Genomic DNA, 22,690 nt, shown 5'->3' with positions numbered 1-22,690 from the left:
TGGACGGTGCCACCTTTGATTGGACTTTGACTTTTTGGCAAAAATTACGGGAATAGTACTTACTGAACATTTTGACTATATTTATGCAATGCTAGTGACGGAACAGAAGTTGATAATTTCTGGAAACTTAATCCAAGCCTTAGGTGGACTTGTTTCACTAGCAGATGAATTAAATGATCCTACAGCTTCAGGTCAAATATATAACATAATAGGTAATCTGTTACAATCTATAGGTAATTCATTGCAGGCTATAGCAGGAATGTATGAATTAGAAAATAAACATGTTGACCATAAAGGCTATAAAATAGATGAAAATATTGAAACATTAGAAATTAGTGGTAGTTGGATACAAGCAACTGGCTCTGTAATGACATTGATTGGTCAAATAAAAGAAGAAGATAATGAAATTGACGTATCAGAAAAGGAAACATTGCATTAGCTTTGTTTCCCTTTTCTGCTATTTGGGTAGTAGGAAAACCCAGGATATTTCACAACAGGCCATTTCTCCTTGTGTAGAAAATCTAGCAATTCTGATCCAACATTCAAGTTGCTTTGAACTAGCTCTTTAGGAGTCAGTGCCATCCATTGGTTTAGAGATACGTCTACAAAGCGATTGCTTTTGAACATTTCTAAAAACCATAACGTTTCGGTACCGGTGTTCTGAATATAGTGACCAGTAGCAAAGGGTACATATCCGACATCACCTGCTCTATAGTCAAATGTACGTGCTGTACCGTTTCCAGTAAATACCGTCATGCGCCCTTGTCCGGTAAGGTAATACTGCCACTCGTCGTTATTAGGATGCCAATGAAGTTCTCTCATTCCACCAGGCTCAATCTCAACGAGTGCTGCTGCGATTGTTTTTGAAATAGGGAAGTTAGAAGAGTCCACAATTCGTACGCTTCCACCAGGTGTTTTGATTGGTATTTGTTTCAACAGTTCGTGCTTGAATGTTAAAGGAACTTCTCCATAAGGTGACTGGACTTCTTGACTTTCCAGAGAACCGGGTACCTTTCCCTGGTAGATATAAACCTGATCTGACGGAATGGAATTAAAGGCACTCTCTGGTACACCGAAATTGGCGGACAGGACATCTTTTGGCGTATGTGCAAACCAATCAGAGATGGATAAGGTGTTAAGATCGGAAAAGTTTCCGTCATCGAAAACAAGTAGAAATTCGCAATGTTCCAACCCTTGAATCGAATGTGGTATTCCAGGGGGGAAGTACCAAAGATCGCCTGGGCCGACGTCGACAATGAAATTTCGTCCTTCTTGGTCAACCGAGGTTATGCGTGCCCGTCCTAGTAGCATATAAGCCCATTCTGCTTCTTGATGCCAATGGAGTTCACGTACTCCGCCGGCCGTTAAGCTCATATTTACTCCCGAGAGAGTGGTCGCTATCGGAAGTTCTCTGGCGGTGACCTCCCGGGACCATCCCCCGTTATTTAATGTCATATAGGTGTCCGAGAATGAGAATTTCAAGTTAGGAAGCAAGCCTGCATCTGTAATAGGTGGGACGAGCATATTCGGATTTTGAAGATCGCGCATTATATTACGCGGGCCGGAGTCAATCGCTCCAGCTCCATCACTTCGGATAGGTTGCGGCACCTTTCCCTCCACTTGATTAATAGTGCGATTCTCCATAAAAAACCACCTCTTTTATGAGATTATACAGGAATAGAAAAATCCTTGTTCGTGGTGTATGACTTGGGCTATGTTACTGTGCCTATCGATATAAGAACCTACTTCTTACATCTTTATGGCTAACTGTTGATATATGCTAAAACAATTCACTTGAACATTTAAAACAAACATTTGTATTATTCAATTTTAATGGTGATTATGCTCATCCATTTGATTTTCAACAGGATGATCATTATTCTGCTTTCTAACAGAGTTACCATCATAAAAAGTAGTGATCAATACACTAACTGTTAAAATAACCATTATGAAGATTGACATGTATTTATTAATAAAAGTGGGAGCTTTATCACTACTTTCCCTTAAAATATTACTAATTAGAAGAAAGATCAAAGACACAACTATGATATATAAGACATCCATAAATGCTAACATTATTTTAAAGTTCCCTGAAGGTAACATTTCTCCCAGCATTGCCCCCATCATGCTACCCATTAGTGCAGCTGCCATTCCTTCAATTGTTACAAGCAAGCCCAACCGTTTACCTAAAAAAAACCCTACAATCACACTTAAAATCATTGCAAGAATCGTTGAAGAAGTTAAATCATTTTTATAAACAATTCCTGCGATTAATCCAATAACCAGACTTGACACCATTCCTAATGACATTACAATTGTCATGCCTGTCATGCCAGTTAATTTATCTGAATTGGAAGGTATTTTGCAAATTAAACAAGTAGTATAACCTAATACTATTAATATACTTAAAATTAATAACATCCACTACCCCCCTTATTTACAGAGCACAGTCATTTATCGAATAACCATAAACGGTCGCATCATTTCCCAATCCTCATGCTCCAATATATGACAGTGCCATACATACAACCCTGTAAAAGGACCAAATTTCATGATAATTCGGGTTACCTGTTTTGGGTTAGCTCTTACTGTATCCTTTCCTCCTCGTTCTTGGGGTTCGGGAGGCGTCGCCGGGCCAGTATAATGGATAACTCCCTCCTTATTGTACTTTTCTACATCAAAATCTCTCCGATCTAATATTTGAAAATCAATTAAGTGAATGTGGATAGGATGTGAATCGTCCGTTAAGTTAATAAGATACCATATTTCGGTTGATCCCAATTTAGGATTTTCTGTTATGGGGGCATCCCACTGTTTATTATCCAATAGCATGAATTCACGACCGTATTTATCCATATTGTCATTTAAAGTTAGGTATCTTACCCTTGAAGCCGACTGTTCATTTAGTTGGGGTAAGGACATCATATTAGCCGGGATAACACTCGTATCCACACTAGACAAGGGAAGAGTTACACTAAACTGCATCACTGTACCTGTATTTTCATCTACTGGATCTCCAGTTGGAAAGGGAGCAGGCGCATCGTTTGTCATAATAATGGATTTACCCTCAAGATTGGTAAAATCAATGATTACTTCTGCTCGTTCTGCAGGTGATAACATAATCTCTGTTACTCCTATCGGGTACTCCATGAATCCTCCATCCGTCGCAATTTGATACATAAGTTGACCTGAATCAAGCTTCATCCTAAAGAAACGCGTGTTGGATGCGTTTAGCAGCCTAAATCGATATTTGCGTGGCTCCACTTTTAAATAGGGGTATACTTTGCCATTCACCAAAATGGTATCCCCGATAAATTCAGGAATGATCGACGTTTCTAATTCCGGGATTGGTTGTTCTGGCTGCTTCGGGTAATAGAGAGAACCATCCTTATTAAAAGTCCTGTCTTGTAGCATAAGAGGGATATCATATGTCCCACTTGGTAAATTCAGGTAACGTTCCCGTTGATCTCTGATCAGATAGAATCCTGCCAATCCAGCATAAATATTAAGCCTAGTGATACCAAGCGTATGGTCATGATACCAGAGGGTGCAAGCATGATTGCAATTATCATATCGATATACTTGCTTTCTAAAATATCGACCGACTTGTTTGAATCCCTTTGTAAACCAAGCCTCTGGGTAGCCATCGCTTTCCCATTCAACACAAGCACCGTGTACATGTACCACCGTTCGCACTTCCGGTACGTCCATATGGGCACCATGTACCGTATAGTCTACAGGCAACAGATGCTTATCTGGTAGATTGTTGATCCATTTAATAAACACGATTTCTCCGCTTTCCACTTCAATGGTAGGCCCCGGATAGCTTCCTTCGTACCCCCAAACCGTTGTATCATTTAACTCACTATGGAGTGATTGCTTGAATTCAGTCATATTTACTTCATAATAAGTATAAAACTGATCTTTCCATCGAGGTTTTAAAACAGGTGGGATGGGAAGTTCATCTACAAATTTAGTGAGGTTGATTTTGGGGGGATTTGTTTCATTACAGCCGCATTGGTTGTTAGGTGTGCATTTACATTGATCCCCACATTTACAATTTGGATTATTACAGTGTGGGTTGGTACAGGGTTTGGAACCGTTATGCATATTATGTGAATTTGCTTCCGTACTGTCACATTGGTTTTCAGAAGTGCATTTACATTGATCTCCACATTTACAATTTGGATTAAAACAGTGTGGGTTAGTACAGGGTTTGGAAAAGTTGTGCGAATTATGTGAAACGCCATCATTAATATTCATTCAGATTCCTCCGTTTTCTAAATTGTCGAATGAAAACTAAGCACTCTAGATCACATTGATTAATAAAAAGGCGAACAAAAAGCTCGATTTGTATCACCCACTTACCTAGGAATTAAAGGAGCAGATATTACGCCGTTAAGAATGCAATATTAATATATAAACCTTCGAATCCACCTAACTACCCCTTTTCTCTATAAAAGATATGCATAGCCTTATGTATAATTTCCTTTTTCAATTAACCTTACCGTTGGGACACCACAGATTATGCAAGATAAAAATTTGGTTCTTACTCTAGAATCCAATAAAGCTGCCCTAAAAACAGATCGAATCCTCCATTAAATATTTTCGTTTGTTGGCACAAAAACCTTTGTATTTATTGTTTTCTTCCATCAATTTTTCGTTTGGTCAATAGCTGAAATCACTTGTATCCAGCTCCCATACACATTAAATGGTGTATTTCTAATTGCAAAAATGACTGTTCCAATTGCTTGTGTCCATTAACCTATAAATTCTTTAAGTTGATAATCCGTTTGAAGACCGCCCATCCATTCATAATCCATTAATATTGTATTCCTGGGTATTTAAAATATGATATAAGAAATAAAACAACTATTCAGTCGTAAAGCATTGTATTTGTTTTATGCCCACAGCCAATTGGTTAAAATACACCTAAATCACCAAACTATGCTCTGGCTTTAGAATCAATAAAAATAAAAAAGAACTCTTTAAGAGTCCTTTAGAGTATGTCATTTTAATCAAGCATTTCATTAATTTTCCATAATTATACAATTTGATGTGCACTCCTGGGATAATACCCTTTACCGATCAGATAGGTTATAGCTGCTTTCCATCATCGTATAGGGATGGATATTTTTTTGCTTGTTTAAACATATTGATCCATGGTTGAAAGCATTATAAACAGAATAACTCTGTTTAAATGAATCTCAAAAAGACATATTTTCTATTTGTTTTTGTAAAAATATTATTTGTTGGTGCAATTGCTCAATTATTTCTTTCAGTTGTTTAAGTTGTTGTTCCTGTGTTTTTTTCATCTTATGTTCTTGAAAATGTACATCTTTTTCTTCTTTTAGAGCAATTGTTTGCCCTAGAAGAGAAAGTGCTTCTCCCATCATAACTAAACTTTGTCCAACGAATTGCTGCGTATCTACATAGTTACTGCCATTTCCGTCAGTACCAACCTTCACACTATAAACCTCCTTCTTTTCTTGAACTATTTTTAAGTTATGCATGTTGGGCTTGGGCGATACCAAACAAGAGAACACTATCAGAAAAAATGGAATCCCACTTTCGATTCAAGGGTTAAATCCTTTATTACCTCTTTTATTTCGCTACCCCTTATAGATATAAACCTGATCTGACGAAATGGAATTAAAGGCACTCTCTGGTACGCCAAAAAAGACATCTTTTTTCTCCTTATCTAATATCATGATTAAAGCTATAGTTTTTTATCTTGCTCTAGTATTTCGTTTTTATATCGCTAGCTTCTAATCTCTTAACTTAATTTTAAAAAATATCGTAAATAGAGTCGAAAAATGATAATGGAAAGCATATAAGCAATAATTCCTAACACGATATTCATAGTTATCATTTGTCGTCCACTTCTAACATTACAAATTATCCTCTATTTTATCACAATTGAGATCCTTATTTATACTAACTTTTTGTAGAGAACAATTCAATCAAAACGGGTTTGAATCCCGTCAGTTCCACTCTTGACTAAACATCAAAGTTAATAATTTAATTAACTCCTTTCTCGACTACATCTCAACACTCTTACTTATAATAATAACTTCACCCATAACTCCGTACAAATCCGATTGCACTATTCACAGTCATACCTGCATCTGTAAATTTTATTCAGAAAACAGAAAAATACCAATTGATATTACATTGAATTTTGGATGTATAATTATTAAAAAAATACCCCTACCAAATTATTTTTGGCAGGGATTTTGGCAGGGAACTATATTATTTTATACCAATTTGTCAATTTAAGATTAAGATAAACACTGTTAAATAGGCGTTCTCTCTCCAAATTAAGTTAGCTCTTTACTCCCACTCAATCGTCGCCGGCGGCTTACTCGTCACATCATACACAACCCGATTAATATGCTCTACCTCGTTAACAATCCGTGTAGAAATTTTTTCCAGAACATCCCAAGGAATACGTGCCCAATCCGATGTCATTCCATCAATTGATGTCACGGCACGGATCCCAATTGTGTAGTCGTATGTCCGTGCGTCTCCCATAACCCCGACACTGCGGATATCAGGAAGCACGGTAAAGTATTGCCAGATATCGCGTTCTAAACCAGCGTTCGCAATTTCCTCCCGTAATATAGCATCCGATTCCCGAACAATGGCAAGCTTTTCTTCGTCCACTGCACCTAAAACACGGATGGCTAAGCCTGGTCCAGGAAAAGGCTGACGCCATACGATATGTTCTGGAACACCGAGTTGGATACCCAGCTCCCGAACTTCATCTTTAAACAACGTGTTCAACGGCTCAATTAATTCAAATTGCATGTTTTCCGGAAGACCGCCGACATTGTGATGCGATTTGATTGTTTGGGCCGTCTCAGTTCCGCTTTCAATTACATCCGTATACAATGTGCCCTGCGCAAGAAAATCAATGTCTTTTAATTTTGCGGCTTCATCATCAAACACGTAAATAAATTCGTTGCCGATAATTTTCCGTTTTTGTTCCGGGTCGCTCACACCGGCAAGCTTGGATAAAAAGCGGTCTTGAGCATCGATTTTGATAATATTCATATGAAAGCCATCGGCAAATGTTTTCATTACATCGGTTGCTTCATTTTTCCGTAGTAATCCATGATCAACAAAAATACATGTCAGCTGATCACCAATTGCTTTGTGTATAAGGGCAGCAACGACTGATGAGTCAACACCACCGCTTAGAGCGCATAACACTTTACGATTTCCAACCTTTTCTTGGATCTTTGCCACTTCCATGTCAATAAAGTTTTCAATTGTCCAGTCACCAGTACATTGGCATACGGCAAAGACGAATTGCTTCAATAGATGATTCCCATATTCCGAATGGCGAACCTCCGGATGGAACTGAACGCCGTACAATCTTCGCTTTGGATCGCTCATCGCGGCAATTGGCGTAGAATAACTTGTGGCGTCAATTTGGAATGTAGCTGGGGCCTCGATCACTTTATCACCATGACTCATCCACACGGTTTGCTGATTTGGAGTTTCCTGAAATAGAAGGGGATCATGGCTCAGTTCAATAAGTGCCTTGCCATATTCACGGTTTTTTGCCTTTTCAACCTTTCCACCAAAATGTAGTGTCATTAGTTGCATTCCATAGCAAATACCCAAAATGGGGATATCCAAGTCAAAAATTTTCTCGTCACAGCGAAAGCTATTTTCATCGTATACACTATGAGGGCCTCCAGATAAAATGATACCTGAAGGATTCATCTGTTTAATTTCGTCTGCTGATAGCTTATGGGAATGAAGCTCACTATAAACACCAAATTCTCGAATACGTCTGGTGATTAGCTGGTTGTACTGGCTGCCAAAATCTAATACTAAAATTGTTTCTTTATCCATGCTACCACTCCTACTGTTTTATGTTTGGGGTGCTGCCTCCCGAGTTGCGGTGATTTCCCGTCTTATGTGGTTCTCCCGTTAAGCAGTCATTTTTTTGCGAGGCAAACTTAATCGTCCCAAAAATTAGTAACAAAACAGGTGCCGATTAAAAATGCGCCTGGTTCGATCGAAATTCCGACGCCGTGATTGATTCCACTGCCTATCGATCGAAATTATGAGCTGCTCGATCGTTTTTCCTTCCTACTCTATCGAAATCCGTGCAACTCGATCTATTTACCTAAAAGCATCCTGCCCAATCAATATCACGCCCTACTCAACTAATAGGGCTTCCAAAATCCAATCATAAACTCACTTAAAAGCAAAGAACCGAATTCCCACCCTTTATGCAGCAACATAGCTACAAAAAGGCAGAAATCCAGGCTCGATATAACCATAGATATTCCGCCTTCATAGTCAAGGCATTTATGGTGCCCTGGTAGAAACTTTCGAACCATATTTTCGAGGATATACGAACGCGTTATATTCATTTTATTCTTTATTCAAGAAAGTTTTCTGGTTAGTAAGCGAATCCTGCCTGATAGACTGCATCGTTTCCGTAAACAAGGTGGATTCGCTGTTATATATTCTACTAACATAAACAATCATGGTCAAGCACTGATTCGTTTAATTAAATTTTTCCATAATTCATTTAGCTTCTTCGTTTCGGTTTGACTTTGCTCCATCTTATTATTATACAGCATCCGTTCATAATGATCAGTAAGCATCCCCATTTCATGTGTTCCATAACGGTTATCGATCCGCTTCGCGTATTCCCGGAGGGTTTGCCCGGGCTCCATTGCCAGCCCGCTGTGTTTTAACAGTTTTAATAAATGGTGATATGCTTCCTGAAATGTTTTGGCACCAGTTTTACGGTTAAATTTTATCGACAGTATAATGGTTTTAAAACGAAACCGTAATCGGTAACCTGCAATAGCCAGCAGTAACAATAGAACGCCACCTATTCCAACATAGCCCCAACTTACCCGGAAGCCGGAATTATCGGCGGTGGCACTTGTTGTTGCTGTCTCATTTTCCGCTTCTTTTTCTTGCTGCATTTCCTGCTCCGGCTTTTCTTTATCCTGTTCAGACGGGGCTTCGACTGCTTCGTCTTGTGCGTTTTCATCCAGATTTTCTACATCGACATGAAAATCGGTTAAATTGGAAAAACCTTGCGTTGGCTCAAACGGCACCCAGCCAGATCCCGGAAAATAGACCTCCACCCATGAATGGGCATTTGCACTTGTTACCTCGTACACATCATACGTATTATCAGTATCACCGATATTGTCGGCAATTTTTTCGCCACTTGTGAACCCCTTCGCCCATCTCGCCGGGATACCGAGTGTTCTAAGCATCACGACCATTGACGACGAATAGTTATCGCAATACCCCTTTTGAGAATCAAACAAAAATTGATCAACATAATCCTGACCCCTTTTTGGAACCGGGATGTCATTTGTCTGGTACGTAAAGCCATTCCGTCCAAAATAGCTTTCCACCGCACGGGCTTTATCGTAGCGATTGTCCGCCGCAGCCGTAATTTCTTTTGCCAACTCACCAACTCTTGCCGGCAATGATGCTGGTAATTGCGTATATTTCTCTTTTATATCACTTGGATCTTCTGCAGTTGTCTCACGTAATTGGTCAATCGCAAATGACGGGTAATCATACGTAATCGTGTAGGTTGCCAGACTGACATCCTTCCCGTTTGCCTGCGTTCGTATTTCACCTGTATTTTCATCAAGTAAAAATTCTGTATCTGATTCTGCTTCTACCTGACGAATACCATACGGATAAAGCAATTTTTCGATGTTCGTATTTCCCTGAAACTCGACAATGGTTTCATGACGTTCTGTTTCAACACCAGGATCGAATGTTTCCAGCGCAATCCGGCCATCCTGCTGTTCCTGATAGCTTGGGTCTTTCGATGGTTCCCATCCTTTTCCAGTATAAACATCCTTTGTTTCAATCCGCCAATAATGCTCTTCTTTCGCTGCTGCCTGGAAAACTGGTGTATAATCCTGAACAAATGAGCCACCAAGCCGGGAATCATCCTCCCCGTAACCAACCTTATGAATACCCGACCCTGCACCGGAATGACCCGCTCCTTCTGCGGCACTTTTTAAAAATGGAACTGGATCCGGCCATTTCGGAGCAAACTTTGGTGCTGCATAGCCGACTAACGTCGAAAATAGCACAACTGCAATTAGCGGTACTAACCACACCGATGTCTTTTTAAGCCATGCAAAACGAATGGATTCATGGTCAATTACCTTAAAAAAATTAGCAAGCCCAAAAGCAATAAAGGAGATAATGAAGGTTCGAACAATCGATCCATCTGCTTCATAGACCGTAAACGTATCCAATATCGTTACGTAAATAACCGTTAATAGCACGAACAGAAAAATCCGCTTCATCACGACAAACCAATAATACATCAGATAGCTCATAAGCCAAATCAGTAAAAGAAATAAAAAGCTGCGAAATAGGGCTGTCATGTCATACCAATTTTGCTGCACCAGCGCTTGTATATTAAAAGCAAATTCTATATAAAAGCTTTGCAGCCATAGTTTACTTAAGAACGTGTAAGGCAGAAAAAGTGTATGAATAATGAATAGCATCGTCAGTCCTTTTAACAGGAATGATAGCCACCATTTCATTTGAAACATGGAAATAATAAAGCAAAACGCCGCATAGACAATAAAAATAGCCAAATTACTCGTATCGGTAATTTGCTGGACAGGATATATCCATTCCAAAAATAGGAAAAAACCTAAAAAATACAGAACCGAGGTATAGAGAAATGGTATTTTATTTGTTGCGGAAGCACTCATACTATACTCACCTCGATCGTGTGCTGTATTAATTGCTGTTCCGATAGTACGTTCACCACGGCTCCACTAAGCCGGAGCTGCTTAACGATATGATGTTCATGTTCGGTAATCGACTGGGCTGCCTGGACAAAATGAACAACTACCCGTTTTGACCGTTGACTTATTTGTTTAATCGTACTCTCCAGCATATCATCCAAATGGGTCGTTACAATCATGACAATGCTGCCACTTGCCATTCCCAAGGATTCTTCCCTTAATTTAACTCCAAAGGATGCAAATCCATCAGGCTGATCCTTTGTTAGATGTTGCATCAGCAGGTCCTTTTCTCCTTGGTCACGTTGCATTGAAAAGTAGGCAGTTCTCTTGCCAATGGAGATAAAACCCGTTTTTGATTGTTGCTTTTTTAGTTCTTCCATCATCGACAGACTGATTTCAACTGCTGCTTCATATGCTAATAAATTTATTCCTTTGTAATAGCAGCTATCCAATACGACTACAGTATCCGTGCTTTTTTCCTGTTCAAATTCTTTCGTCATCATGGTATTCTTTTTTGCTGTTTGCTTCCAGTCGATCCAGGAAAATTTATCACCGGGGAGATACTCACGAATGCCCGTTGCAACGTTGGTATTTTTTAAATTTAATCTATTCGACGACACTGAGCCCTGTTCAAAGCTGCTGATTCGTTCTGTCATCTTGATTAAACGTTGATTCGGATAAGCAACAAGCTGATCTGCAACTTGAAAAATATGCTCCTTTTTCACAAAGCCAACTATGTCACCTGTTTTAATCCGGATTGCTTGAAAATGGTGCTCCCCCCTGGGTACCTGTTCTATTTGATAGGCTAACTCCAGCGTTCGCTTAAACCCTGGAAATACAACCTGCTTCATGGTACGGTTAGCTTTTAACTTTTCCGGGTGATCTAAATAATGATATTTTTCCGTACGATTGTCCAGCTTGTTCAACGACTCCGGCAGAATTTCTTCAAAGACACAATAATAAAGCGGGTATGGGATAGAGCGTTTAATCCGTATCCTTACTGTTATGGTATCGCCAGAGTGGGCAAAGTACCTTGAAAGTGTTCTGGTTACCTGCCATTTATTTATCGGGTATAAAAGCAGTCCGACAGATAACAGGAAAATGGGCAGATAACCGAAAAATAAGAACCAGCTGACAAACCCACCTTGAAACATAGCGAATGAAAACAGCGAAAGGAAAAGCGCAATAATAAAGAAGAGTTTACCGATAAATCGTATCGGCCGGTTCATTACCGAAATTCCTTTCGAATCGGCACATGCGCATTACTTACGATTGTCTGGATGACCTGCTCGCTCGTCAGTCCATCATATTTTGCCTCAGACGTTAAGATAACCCGATGGGACAGAACAAACGGGGCTAAATACTTTACATCATCAGGGACCACATAGTCACGCGAATAAATATATGCATAGGCTTTTGCTGCCTTCATCAGGGCAATGGATGCCCTCGGACTGCTTCCGAGAAAAATTGCCGGATGGGTTCTTGTTGCAGCAGCCAGATTGACAATATACCGCTTGACATGATGATCCATGTAAACATTGTTTACCTCTTCCTGCACCCCGATTAGCTGCTCCTTTGTCATAACAGCGGTTATATTTTCGATCGGGTGATGTGTTGAAGTACGTTCCAACATTTCCACTTCTTCATCCGGGGCAGGATAACCCATTTTCAATTTCAATAAAAAGCGGTCCAGTTGTGCTTCCGGCAGTGGGTATGTCCCTTCATATTCGATTGGATTTTGTGTAGCCATCACAAAGAAAGGAGCATTTAGCGGGATTGTATTCCCATCAACGGTAACGCTTTTTTCCTCCATCCCTTCCAAAAGGGCAGACTGTGTTTTTGGCGAAGTCCGATTAATTTCATCAGCTAGGACAATATTTCCAAGTATTGGTCCAGCGCGAAATTCGAATTCCATCTCTTTTGGATTATAAATCGATACCCCTGTCACATCTGATGGCAACAGATCCGGGGTAAATTGAATTCTTCTAAAATCGCAATCAAGTGATTTGGCAAGTGTTCGTACAAGCATCGTTTTTCCGACACCGGGAACATCTTCAAGCAACACGTGCCCGCCTGCAAGTAATGCGACCAGGCTTAATGTCGCCTCCCTCTCCTTCCCGATCATGACTCTATTAATATTGGATAATACCTTTTCTATTTTTTCATTATATAAAATGGTTTCTTGCATGTGGCTGCTCCTTCCTGACACCAGCGTTTTCCTTACCTTAATCATACTAAAAATACATCTTGAAGTAAAAGCACAATTATAGGCAGTTTTTGATTATTTCAATTATTTTAATTCCAGTATTAGCTGTTCTAAAAGATTTTAAACGTGTTTGGAAAAGGAATTCCACTCGCTTGTCGCAAATTCATACTGTTTTCACACGAAAACCGGCATCCCGTATTTACCGAATTGGCAAAATAGTTGGAATGCCGGGTTTAGCCGCTACGCATGCGGATCTTCATCCACCCCCTTCTCTTTCTTCTTCCACGGTGGATCACCAAAACGGTGCAACTTCCGATTAAGCTTATAAACAATTAATGGCACCAGAAATGCTAATATGGTATAAAAAATCACAATTGGTTCAGGCAAAAGCCCTAAAAAGTGCTTCCACATCACGTTCACACCCATCTTATTCATTCTTTGATTTATTAACGTTACCGGTTGTTCTGATTCTGGTGGTTGTATTTACATGGAATGTACTTTGGGAAAAGTAATTTGCACCACGATCCCAATTGTCATGTATCTGCTGCCATTGATCGTAATGGCGTTCCTTTAACATATTGCCAATGCCAAAGATATCCGTCTTCAATTCTTGCTGGGCTTTTTTAATCGTTTGTTCCGCTTTCGTTTCAATTTCTCTGGACACGTGCTTTTCGATCTCTTTAAATGTGCTTCGCTGAAAAAGGTTTTCCGTTCCGAATGTCTCCGAAATAACCCCTGATACGTTAATGTCAACGTAAACATCGAGGTGCCTTATGTCGTTTGTATCAAGTTTGATTTTGCTTTTGGCTTCCTCCATTTCATACGTTATATTCTTTTGATTAAGAGAAATATTGATGATCCCTTGCTTTGCTTTTCCTATGATTAAATTCAAGGCTTTTGTTTCAGCATCGTTAAGGGTACCGATCATTTGGTTATTGTACCCCTGAAAAACTGCAGATCCTTCTGATTCAACACTTTTTTCCCTGGCAATTATCCGCGGTAAAACATAGCTCATTTTTCCCATTAGAAACTCATGGACTTCACCAATCTTGACTGGCTCCATTCCCGAGGCATTCTCAAAACTGTTTTCCATTACCGAATCAAGATAAATAGCAGGTATTTTTTCACTTTCCGGTTTCGTATTCAGTACATCCTCAGCCTTGCCGTCCGCAACGGCAACCTTAATACTGCGGCGCATTTCCGGATTACGCAAGAAAATATCCATCATTTCACCAAATAAATACGGAAGCTTGGCAACCTCGTTGGAAATCACTATAATCTTTTCGTGTCTGTAAAAGGGAAGCTTGCTTGATTGCTCTGTCATTTTCCGGGAAATTTCAAACATGCTTTCTCCCGATGCGGATAAATTATCGAAGGCTTTCTGATCACCTCCGCCCTGCATTGGTGCCCCAAGCCCTGCTGGTACAACAAATTGATGGGTCAACGTTAGAACACGCCCCTGTTTCTTCTGCTCATCCGCCATATCAATCCCCGATCCGATAATGAATCCACGCTCTTCGATATCTACCTGATCCCAGCATCCGGTTAACAGCAAAACAAACGAGCTGGAAACAAGTAACAACAGCCTGCGTCTCATCAACTTATTTCACCTTCCTTACCTTGGCAATTACACTCAGTAAAATGGTCACGATGGATGTGTAGGATATTGCAAAGTAACTTAAATATCCCCCCAATGCTGAAACATCGAGTAAATCTTCCGGATACATAGCGATCAGGTAAACAACCGGGGATAAAACACAAACGATTTTCATTTTTGACTTGTTTTTAAAAATCGAACTAAGCGCAAGTAAGGCAACATCAATGGCCATTACAGTCGTATTAAAAATCGCCATGATCCAAATAACAAAAAATATAGATTCAAATCGTTCAAAGAAGCCACCTGGTATATCGACTTCTTTTGCCAATTCAATCGTCGGAAAAATCAAATTCGATGTAACGGAATTTCCGAATACGCCAATACAGGTAATAAAAATCAATATATACAGCAAAACAGGGATACACATCCCGATTACGGCTGACCTTGGTACTTTAGCGGGATTATCTACCAGAGAAGTATAAAACAGAATAATCCCAAATCCCATATAGGACAGCAGTCCAGTCGTAAGTCCCCTTCCAACACCCGTAAAGTCTGTTTCAAATACGGGTAATAAATTTCCCAATGAAAACCAGCCAATATTAAAGACAAACACGGCGATAGCAATAATAAGAATGATTGGCAGAAACATCAGATTCAATCTGAAAATACCTGCCCTTGAACCTGAAACGGCATAAACAACGACAAGCAAGAAGGATAATGATATTATTTCAACCGGGGTCCGATCAAATAAATATTGTTTCGAGATATCTGATATTTCCCGCACCTCCAGGGCGGCCAGGGCAATCGCAATCGCAATAAAAATAAATGTCATCACAACCGCTACCGGTTTTGTCACAATTTTGGATGAATAGGTAAGAAAGGATTGTCTCGGAAATTTCGTTGCAAGCCTCGCCATCAGCCAGGTAATAAAGACAATAACCCCCCCGCTGATCACTAGCAGTATCCAGCCATCGGAACCAACTGTCGCTGCTGCTAAATCCCTTGGCAGAGATAGAACGCCAACAGCGATCACCATCGAAGGAATCGCAACCAGAATTTCCCGGTGACTAATTTTTTCGTTCCCATATTCAAACCATTTCATGATCCATTTTCTCCTTTATTTCCGGATTTCTGGTCCGTGGGCTTCAGGTATTGCGGACGTTTTGTTAATACCTGAATAGGCGCGCGAAAAACGAGGTCCTTCCAATCAGAGAAAAAGCTTGGCGCGAATGGAGCGGAATAAGGTACACCGATACTTTTTAAATTTACAATATGAATGTTTACCATAATGTACGCAAGAATGATCCCGTAAAGGCCAAAAAATGCTGCGGCAATCATAAAGCCAAAACGAATCAACCGAAATGATATGGCAACACTGTATGCCGGCAGGGAAAAAGAGGCAATTGCTGTCAGCGCAACAACAATTACCATAACCGGACTAACAATCCCCGCCTGTACAGCAGCATCGCCAATTACCAGTCCGCCGACAATGCCGATTGTTTGTCCGATTGTTCGTGGCAATCTTGCTCCTGCTTCCCGTAATAATTCCATCGTTACAGCCATTAACATCGCCTCTACAAATGCCGGAAAGGGAACCCCTTCCCTTGTAGCTGCGATCGAGAAAGCAAGCTTCGAGGGGATCATTCCTTGATGAAAGGAAACTAGTGCGATATATAAAGCTGGTACGAACATGGCGATAAATGCTGCCAGGTAACGTAAAGCCCTGAGTAGTGACCCGATCGCCCAGCGTTCATAATAATCCTCTGGTGTCTGCAAGGCATCGCCAATATTAAACGGCAAGATTAGCACCATTGGCGTTCCATCCAATATAATCGCGACTTTCCCTTCCAGCAGTCCCATCGCTACTTTATCTGGTCTTTCCGTGTTCATAACTTGCGGGAAAGGGGATAAAAAACTGTCCTCTATCCATTGTTCAATAAATCCGGACTCCGGAGCATCATCCATATCAATTGTGTCAAGTCTGCGATTAATCTCCTTTAACAAATCCGGATGGGTAATTCCTTCCATATAGGTAACAACAAGAACTTTCTTGGAACGGCGGCCAACTTTCCGTGTTTTAAAACGCAAATTCGGATCCCTGATGTAGCGTCTGATCAGCACCATATTCGTACGGACATTTTCAACAAACCCTTCTCTCGGACCACGAATGACCGGCTCTGTTATCGGTTCCTCGATCGAACGGCTTTCCCATCCTTTTGTATCCATAATGAGTACTTCATCAATACCATCTAAATAGAACACCGCGCTTCCATACAAAATGGCATTGGTGACATCATCCAGTGTCTTCCCCTTTTGAATGTCGCTGACCGAAATCATTTCCTGGTAAATCACTTCAAACATTTGTTTTGTATTGTGAGGCAATTCTTTTCTTTCGGTTACCCCTTGAATACGCAGGAGGATATCATTATCTACTTCTGCCGTATCAATTAACCCATCAATACAGACGATCGCACCCTTATGGTTTGTATTTCGGATGGAAAACTTCCGGATAATCAGATCATTTGGCTGCTCCAGCATTTTCTTGATGTTTTCCATATTTTTATCTAAATTTTTGCCGATCTGAATGGAAAAGTCCTCATCTTTTGTTTGCTGTTTTTTCTTTTTGTCTTGCTTTTTTCGTTTAAAAAATGAACCCATTTAAAATTCCCCTCCTCGTAAACGATATGCCTTTCCCTTTTGTTTCCCATCTTCTCCTGCTTTTATACGAAATCAGGAGAAACTGTATATAACAATAGATAATTGACAAACTAAGAAAACCACAGAATGGACAGTTAAAGGAGGATACATTCGATGGAACTGAAACAAAACTTAACATCTGCTGAAATTGCAAATATATGGCGGGCATATCAAAATGCCAGTATCACATCTGCCGTGCTAAAATATTTTACTAGCAAGGTTGAGGACGAAGAAATAAAACCGGTTATCCAAGATGCTCTAACACTTGAGCAAACCCAATTGGATAAGCTTACGCGAATATTTAAGAAAGAAAATTTCCCTATACCGATTGCTTTCACCGATCAGGATGTCAATGTCGAGGCACCGAGACTATATACGGATAACTTCTTTTTACAATATGTTGTACAAATGGGCTCACTTGGAATGGGATCATTTACTCAGGCGATAAGCGCATCTACCAGAGAAGATATTTATTTGTTTTTTTCAGAAGGTTTTCGTCAATATAATGAACTGCATCAAAAGGCTTCACTCATTGCGTTAACAAAAGGGCTTATGAACAAACCGCCGATTATTCCCGTGCCGAAAGAGGTCGATTTCGTAAAAAAGCAAAGTTTCCTTACTGGCTGGTTTGGGGAACGCAGACCTTTGACCGCTTTGGAAATTGCCAATCTGTACACCAATATTGCACGCAACAATTTAGGTGTTGCAACATTGACAGGGTTCAGCCAAGTAGCAAAATCCAAAGAGGTCACAGAGTATATTAAACGGGGAATTCATATTGCCAAGAAACACGCCGAAGTATTCAGTTCTGTATTGCGCGAAGGGGATGTTCCTGTACCATCAGGATCGGATGCCATGGTAACCGATGCCAACGAAACTTCCCCATTTTCCGATAAACTGATGATGATGCATGTTACCGCAATGATCGGTCTTGGAATTTCATTTTACGGGATGAGCATCTCGACAAACATCAGACGGGATTTAATTACACATTATACCCGTCTCAGCGGGGAAATCGCCTTATATTCGGAGGATGGTACCAACATCATGATCGACAATGGATGGTTGGAGGAGCCACCACGAATGGTTGCTCGGGACGATTTAGTAAATTCCAAAAAGTAAAGGGATGAAAATGATGGCAGCTAACGACAATTATTCAGAAGAATTAACAGTCGCAGAAATTTCTGCGCTTTGGACTTCCTATCAAAATGATACGATGATGATTTGCGGATTGCGTCATTTTCTGCAAAACGTCGATGACCCACAAATCCGGATCATTTTGGAAAAACTATTAGCTATATCAGAGGAGCATCAAATAACATTAACGGAAATTTTTACTGCTGAAGGTTACCCTGTTCCAATTGGATTTACCGAAAATGATGTCCACTTGGATGCACCAAGACTTTTTTCCGATCGGATTTACCTTGAATTAATGCTGAACGTTGCCAATTTCAATTTAGCCATTTACGGATTGGCCTTATCCCAAGTTGAACGGGATGACATTATTAGCTTTTATTCAACTGCCCTGGATGAAACACAGAAATTGAATAAATTGACCAAAGCTAACGCGAAAGAGAAAGGGCTTTACATTCGTTATCCGCAAATACCGAAGGCGAAGCAAACTGAATTTGTGACCAATGATAGCTTTTTAACAGGCTGGTTTGGGGAGCGCAGACCGTTACTTGGTGTAGAAATTACTGCACTTGTATTAAACACAAGGCGCAACGCTCTCGGTCAGGCACTTGTTGCAGGGTTTGCCCAAGTTGCCAACTCAAAAGAGGTTAGAAAATACTTTGAAAAAGGGCGTGACATTGCAGGAAAACAATTGGAAATATTCTCCTCGATTATAAAGGACGATTATATAGATGATGGAGCCCGTATCCTAACATCAGAAGTAACCAATTCAACCGTTTCCCCTTTCTCGGACAAGCTGATGATGACGCTGGTTACGACCCTAATCGCGTCTGGCATGGGACAATACGGTACATCGATGTCAATCAGTCCACGACACGATTTAGGTGTCCACTATACTCGACTAATAGCAGAAATAGCCAAGTATTCCAATAAAGGGGCTACTATTTTGATCGACAACGGATGGATGGAGCAACCACCAATAGCAGCAGATCGAAAAGATTTAGCGAAGTAGGTTACAACGATGCAAAATAACAGAGAGTCCCGAAGTAAACGATCAGAAATGCTGCTATGGAGTATTGCCTTTCCAGGGTTTGGCCAGTTATTGAATGCACACTATATTAAGGGTCTTTCATTAATTGCTTTAGAATTTATCGTTAATGTACAAGGAAATTTCAACACCATCATTGTGTTAAGTTATCATGGTAAAATTCAAGAAGCTATTGAGCAAACAAACTATCAGTGGCTCATGTTTTATCCATGTCTGTATTTTTTTGCGATTTGGGATGCCTATAGGGGAGTAGGTGGTGGAACAAAGCCATATTCCTTTATGCCTTTTGTTTTCTCCGCCTATTTTGTAACACTTGGGTTAATTTTTTCTCCCAAACTTACCTTATTTGGTGTCTTGATTGGACCAATGTGGCTGCCAATATTGTTTTTACCGATTGGCATCGTGGTCGGATTCATTATTCAATTTATTATGCTAAAGGTTAAGTCGGATGAAACTGGAGGGCGGGTTGAATGAAGGAAGCAGCCCTCCTTTAATCATATTTTATACATAGAGAAATGCAGCAATAATGGTGATCAATATAAATTCAGGTGAATAAAAGAAAGGACGGAGAAGTAATTTGAATGAATTATTGGAAGCACTTTAGCACTGAGCCCTTAAGCCCTATGTTGCTGTTTTAATTGTTCTGTCATCTTCCATATACAATTTCTACCATTTATAGACAATAAAAATTCGCTGCACCTAAATCAAAATTCCTTGCAGCGATTACCGTAATACAATCTATTTTTTTATCATAAATATCAGTCTGTTTCTTAATTCCTTATCAAGATTCCTCACAAATTCCGTGTCAAGGTTTAATTCCTTCGCCTTCGTATAGGCTTCAACAAGTTGCTCATTACTCAAGTTATGCATCGTTCAAAATACCCATCCTTCTCTACTATATTAGTCACAAACACTTGTTATTTTACTATGTTACGACAACTTGTCAAGTATTTTGGCGAAATTTTTGTTTTTTGGAAAATTCCCTGGCAACAACAAATCATGTTGAAATTTGTTTTTCGCATGATATAATAGGAACATTCTATACAGCATTCACTCATATAATCGCGGGAATATGGCCTGCAAGTATCTACCGGTTTGCCGTAAACAGACTGACTATGAGCAGCAATGAAAAGAAAAGAACATGCAATTTGGCATGGCTTCTTTTCTCTTCCTTTCGACTATATAGCTCGAAGGACCTTGCTCCACTCATATAATGAATGGATGCACGGTCCTCGGGCTTTTTTACTTTTCCATGGATCGACAAAACAAGAGAGGAGAGGCAAGTATGCAAATACTAAAAGATAAAATTAGGCAAGAAGGGAAAGTACTATCGGACAACGTATTAAAGGTGGACTCATTTTTAAATCATCAAATTGACCCAACACTAATGAAAGAAATCGGGGAGGAATTCGCTGAACGTTTTCGAAATTCCACTATCACGAAAATCCTTTCCATTGAGTCTTCCGGGATTGCGCCAGCAACAATGACTGGTCTTGCGTTAGGTGTACCGGTGATTTTTGCCCGCAAGCGTAAATCGTTAACCTTATCCGATGATCTATATACCGCAAGTGTTTATTCCTACACCAAAAAAGAATCAAATGATATCTCCATATCCAAGGATTTTATTCACGATGATGACACGGTACTGATTATCGATGACTTCTTGGCAAATGGACAAGCCGCATTTGGATTAATGAAAATTGTAGAACAGACTGGTGCTTCGCTTGCCGGGATCGGCATCGTTATTGAAAAAGGGTTTCAGCCCGGCGGCAAACTCATCCGTGATCGCGGGATTCGTGTAGAATCTTTGACAACTATCCGCTCATTACAAAACGGCATAGTGGAATTTTTTGAGGAGGTTCATGCGAAATGAAAAATACCTTGAAACATACTACCTTAGGAATTCAGCACCTTTTGGCCATGTATGCAGGAGCGGTTATCGTTCCCTTGATTATTGGTGGAGCGTTGGGTTTTAATGCAAATGAACTGACCTACCTTGTTTCCATTGATATTTTGATGTGCGGGATTGCAACTATTTTACAAATTACCAGCAGCCGTTTTATTGGGATCGGCCTTCCAGTTGTGCTTGGCTGTACGTTTACCGCGGTTGGTCCAATTATTGCAATTGGTGGCCAATTTGGTGTATCTGCCGTTTACGGATCTGTCATTGCATCTGGAATAATTGTTGTTCTCGTCAGTAGTTTTTTTGGCAAGCTGGTAAAATTTTTTCCACCTGTTGTGACAGGCTCTGTTGTCACCGTTATCGGGATTACGCTTATTCCCGTTGCGGTAAATAATTTGGGTGGTGGTGACGGAGCAAGTGATTTTGGATCCCTGTCGAATATTTTACTAGGGTTTGGGACATTATTGTTGATTATACTTATTTATCGTTTCTCTTCTGGATTTATTCGTTCAATCTCGATCCTGCTTGGACTGGTTGCAGGTACAGTTGTTGCTGTGGTGATGGGAAAAGTGGACTTTACACCAGTAACCGAAGCATCCTTTTTCCATGTGGTAGAGCCTTTCCATTTCGGTTTTCCAACTTTCGAATGGCCCGCTATCCTAACGATGACACTAGTCGCAATGGTTTCACTAGTCGAATCAACTGGTGTTTATTTTGCCCTTGGCGATATTTGTGAAAAGGATTTGCAGGAACAGGATCTGACAAAAGGCTATCGTGCAGAAGGCCTCGCCGCCATAATCGGTGGAATTTTCAATGCATTTCCATATACAACATTTTCGCAAAATGTCGGCTTGTTGCAGATGTCCGGTATTCGCTCCCGTAAAGTCATTTTGCTTACCGGTCTGATGCTTGTAGCTCTTGGATTCTTACCGAAAATAGCCGCTCTGGCAACAATTATCCCTGCTTCCGTTTTAGGTGGAGCGATGATTGCCATGTTCGGTATGGTTGTCTCACAAGGAATTAAAATGCTTAGCGGCATTATTGCCGATTCCGATTCACAGGAAAACTCCATGATTATTGCCTGTTCAGTTGGAATGGGACTTGGCGTGACCGTGGCTCCGGATTTATTCGTAAACCTTCCATCAAGTATACAAATCTTGACGAGTAATGGAATTGTTGCCGGCAGTATAACAGCAATTGCACTAAATATTATGTTCAATATGCTGCCTGCAAGGAAAAGGAAGCGGACATCGGTGTTGTATGAACAAGAAGCATAGTGCTGGATGAGGAAAAATCGCTGGATGGTGGCCATTCAGCGATTTTTTGTGTG

The 22,690-nt window shown here is 40.2% G+C and carries 19 protein-coding genes and 2 riboswitches; of the genes, 6 read left to right on the top strand and 13 right to left on the bottom strand.

Translation table 11 applies throughout. The features are described 5' to 3' along the window. Nucleotides 1-34 precede the first annotated feature (34 nt). Complete coding sequence (locus IEX12_RS09805; RefSeq protein WP_188725062.1) at nt 35-439, top strand: DUF6944 family repetitive protein; 405 nt, start codon at nt 35-37, stop codon at nt 437-439. Here IEX12_RS09805 and oxdD read toward each other — a convergent pair. From oxdD to IEX12_RS09745, 12 genes are all read right to left on the bottom strand, one after another. After that, the gene (oxdD, locus tag IEX12_RS09800) at nt 436-1,644 is read right to left on the bottom strand and encodes an oxalate decarboxylase (protein WP_188725061.1); all 1,209 of its coding nucleotides are present in this window, start codon (nt 1,642-1,644) and stop codon (nt 436-438) included. The genes IEX12_RS09805 and oxdD overlap by 4 nt on opposite strands. Before the next feature lie 186 nt (nt 1,645-1,830). Beyond that, nucleotides 1,831-2,421 carry a hypothetical protein gene (locus IEX12_RS09795; RefSeq protein WP_188725060.1) on the bottom strand — a complete coding sequence of 197 codons (591 nt, stop codon included), beginning with the start codon at nt 2,419-2,421 and terminating at the stop codon, nt 1,831-1,833. Between the two features lie 33 nt (nt 2,422-2,454). Then, nucleotides 2,455-3,987: a multicopper oxidase family protein gene (locus IEX12_RS09790; RefSeq protein WP_188725067.1), complete on the bottom strand. Its 1,533-nt coding sequence runs from the start codon at nt 3,985-3,987 to the stop codon at nt 2,455-2,457. 1,220 nt (nt 3,988-5,207) lie between these two features. Beyond that, entirely contained in the window at nt 5,208-5,468 is a 261-nt protein-coding gene (locus IEX12_RS09785) for a hypothetical protein (protein WP_188725059.1), read from the bottom strand. 865 nt (nt 5,469-6,333) lie between these two features. After that, nucleotides 6,334-7,866: a glutamine-hydrolyzing GMP synthase gene (gene guaA / locus IEX12_RS09780; protein ID WP_155555147.1), complete on the bottom strand. Its 1,533-nt coding sequence runs from the start codon at nt 7,864-7,866 to the stop codon at nt 6,334-6,336. Nucleotides 7,867-8,296: 430 nt separating this feature from the next. Beyond that, a riboswitch (purine riboswitch) is annotated at nt 8,297-8,398 on the bottom strand. A gap of 115 nt (nt 8,399-8,513) precedes the next feature. Beyond that, the gene (locus IEX12_RS09775) at nt 8,514-10,739 is read right to left on the bottom strand and encodes a transglutaminase TgpA family protein (protein ID WP_188725058.1); all 2,226 of its coding nucleotides are present in this window, start codon (nt 10,737-10,739) and stop codon (nt 8,514-8,516) included. After that, complete coding sequence (locus IEX12_RS09770; RefSeq protein ID WP_188725057.1) at nt 10,736-12,004, bottom strand: DUF58 domain-containing protein; 1,269 nt, start codon at nt 12,002-12,004, stop codon at nt 10,736-10,738. The genes IEX12_RS09775 and IEX12_RS09770 overlap by 4 nt, the downstream gene beginning before the upstream one ends. Continuing rightward, the gene (locus IEX12_RS09765) at nt 12,004-12,963 is read right to left on the bottom strand and encodes an AAA family ATPase (RefSeq protein WP_102415889.1); all 960 of its coding nucleotides are present in this window, start codon (nt 12,961-12,963) and stop codon (nt 12,004-12,006) included. The genes IEX12_RS09770 and IEX12_RS09765 overlap by 1 nt, the downstream gene beginning before the upstream one ends. Before the next feature lie 258 nt (nt 12,964-13,221). Next, nucleotides 13,222-13,407 carry a hypothetical protein gene (locus IEX12_RS09760; protein WP_155555148.1) on the bottom strand — a complete coding sequence of 62 codons (186 nt, stop codon included), beginning with the start codon at nt 13,405-13,407 and terminating at the stop codon, nt 13,222-13,224. A 1-nt stretch (nt 13,408) separates the two neighbouring features. Then, nucleotides 13,409-14,578 carry a Ger(x)C family spore germination protein gene (locus tag IEX12_RS09755; RefSeq protein WP_188725056.1) on the bottom strand — a complete coding sequence of 390 codons (1,170 nt, stop codon included), beginning with the start codon at nt 14,576-14,578 and terminating at the stop codon, nt 13,409-13,411. Nucleotides 14,579-14,582: 4 nt separating this feature from the next. Beyond that, on the bottom strand, nt 14,583-15,680 hold the full coding sequence (locus IEX12_RS09750) for a GerAB/ArcD/ProY family transporter (RefSeq protein ID WP_102415891.1): 1,098 nt from the start codon (nt 15,678-15,680) through the stop codon (nt 14,583-14,585). Further along, on the bottom strand, nt 15,677-17,236 hold the full coding sequence (locus tag IEX12_RS09745) for a spore germination protein (protein ID WP_188725055.1): 1,560 nt from the start codon (nt 17,234-17,236) through the stop codon (nt 15,677-15,679). The genes IEX12_RS09750 and IEX12_RS09745 overlap by 4 nt, the downstream gene beginning before the upstream one ends. A gap of 153 nt (nt 17,237-17,389) precedes the next feature. Between IEX12_RS09745 and IEX12_RS09740 the strand changes: the two genes are divergently transcribed. From IEX12_RS09740 to IEX12_RS09730, 3 genes are read left to right on the top strand one after another with little or no spacing between them, the layout of a single operon-like run. Continuing rightward, a complete protein-coding gene (locus IEX12_RS09740) occupies nt 17,390-18,397 on the top strand; it encodes a DUF3231 family protein (protein ID WP_088053181.1) in 1,008 nt (335 codons plus the stop codon). 13 nt (nt 18,398-18,410) lie between these two features. After that, nucleotides 18,411-19,421: a DUF3231 family protein gene (locus tag IEX12_RS09735; protein WP_159457856.1), complete on the top strand. Its 1,011-nt coding sequence runs from the start codon at nt 18,411-18,413 to the stop codon at nt 19,419-19,421. Between the two features lie 9 nt (nt 19,422-19,430). Beyond that, the gene (locus IEX12_RS09730; protein ID WP_088053179.1) at nt 19,431-19,931 is read left to right on the top strand and encodes a hypothetical protein; all 501 of its coding nucleotides are present in this window, start codon (nt 19,431-19,433) and stop codon (nt 19,929-19,931) included. A 264-nt stretch (nt 19,932-20,195) separates the two neighbouring features. On the opposite strand, the gene sda is transcribed toward IEX12_RS09730, so the two are convergent. Next, the gene (sda, locus tag IEX12_RS09725; RefSeq protein WP_088053178.1) at nt 20,196-20,327 is read right to left on the bottom strand and encodes a sporulation histidine kinase inhibitor Sda; all 132 of its coding nucleotides are present in this window, start codon (nt 20,325-20,327) and stop codon (nt 20,196-20,198) included. A 164-nt stretch (nt 20,328-20,491) separates the two neighbouring features. Then, nucleotides 20,492-20,593: riboswitch (purine riboswitch) on the top strand. A gap of 149 nt (nt 20,594-20,742) precedes the next feature. On the opposite strand from sda, the gene IEX12_RS09720 reads away from it, so the two are divergent. Continuing rightward, the gene (locus IEX12_RS09720; protein WP_088053176.1) at nt 20,743-21,330 is read left to right on the top strand and encodes a xanthine phosphoribosyltransferase; all 588 of its coding nucleotides are present in this window, start codon (nt 20,743-20,745) and stop codon (nt 21,328-21,330) included. Next, the gene (locus tag IEX12_RS09715; RefSeq protein ID WP_188725054.1) at nt 21,327-22,637 is read left to right on the top strand and encodes a nucleobase:cation symporter-2 family protein; all 1,311 of its coding nucleotides are present in this window, start codon (nt 21,327-21,329) and stop codon (nt 22,635-22,637) included. Before IEX12_RS09720 ends, IEX12_RS09715 begins: the two co-directional genes overlap by 4 nt. The last annotated feature ends 53 nt before the right edge of the window (nt 22,638-22,690 follow it).

It is taken from the genome of Lentibacillus populi, assembly GCA_014642895.1.
Taxonomy (GTDB): domain Bacteria; phylum Bacillota; class Bacilli; order Bacillales; family Amphibacillaceae; genus Lentibacillus_C; species Lentibacillus_C populi.
This window is presented reverse-complemented; position numbering and strand designations above follow the sequence as displayed.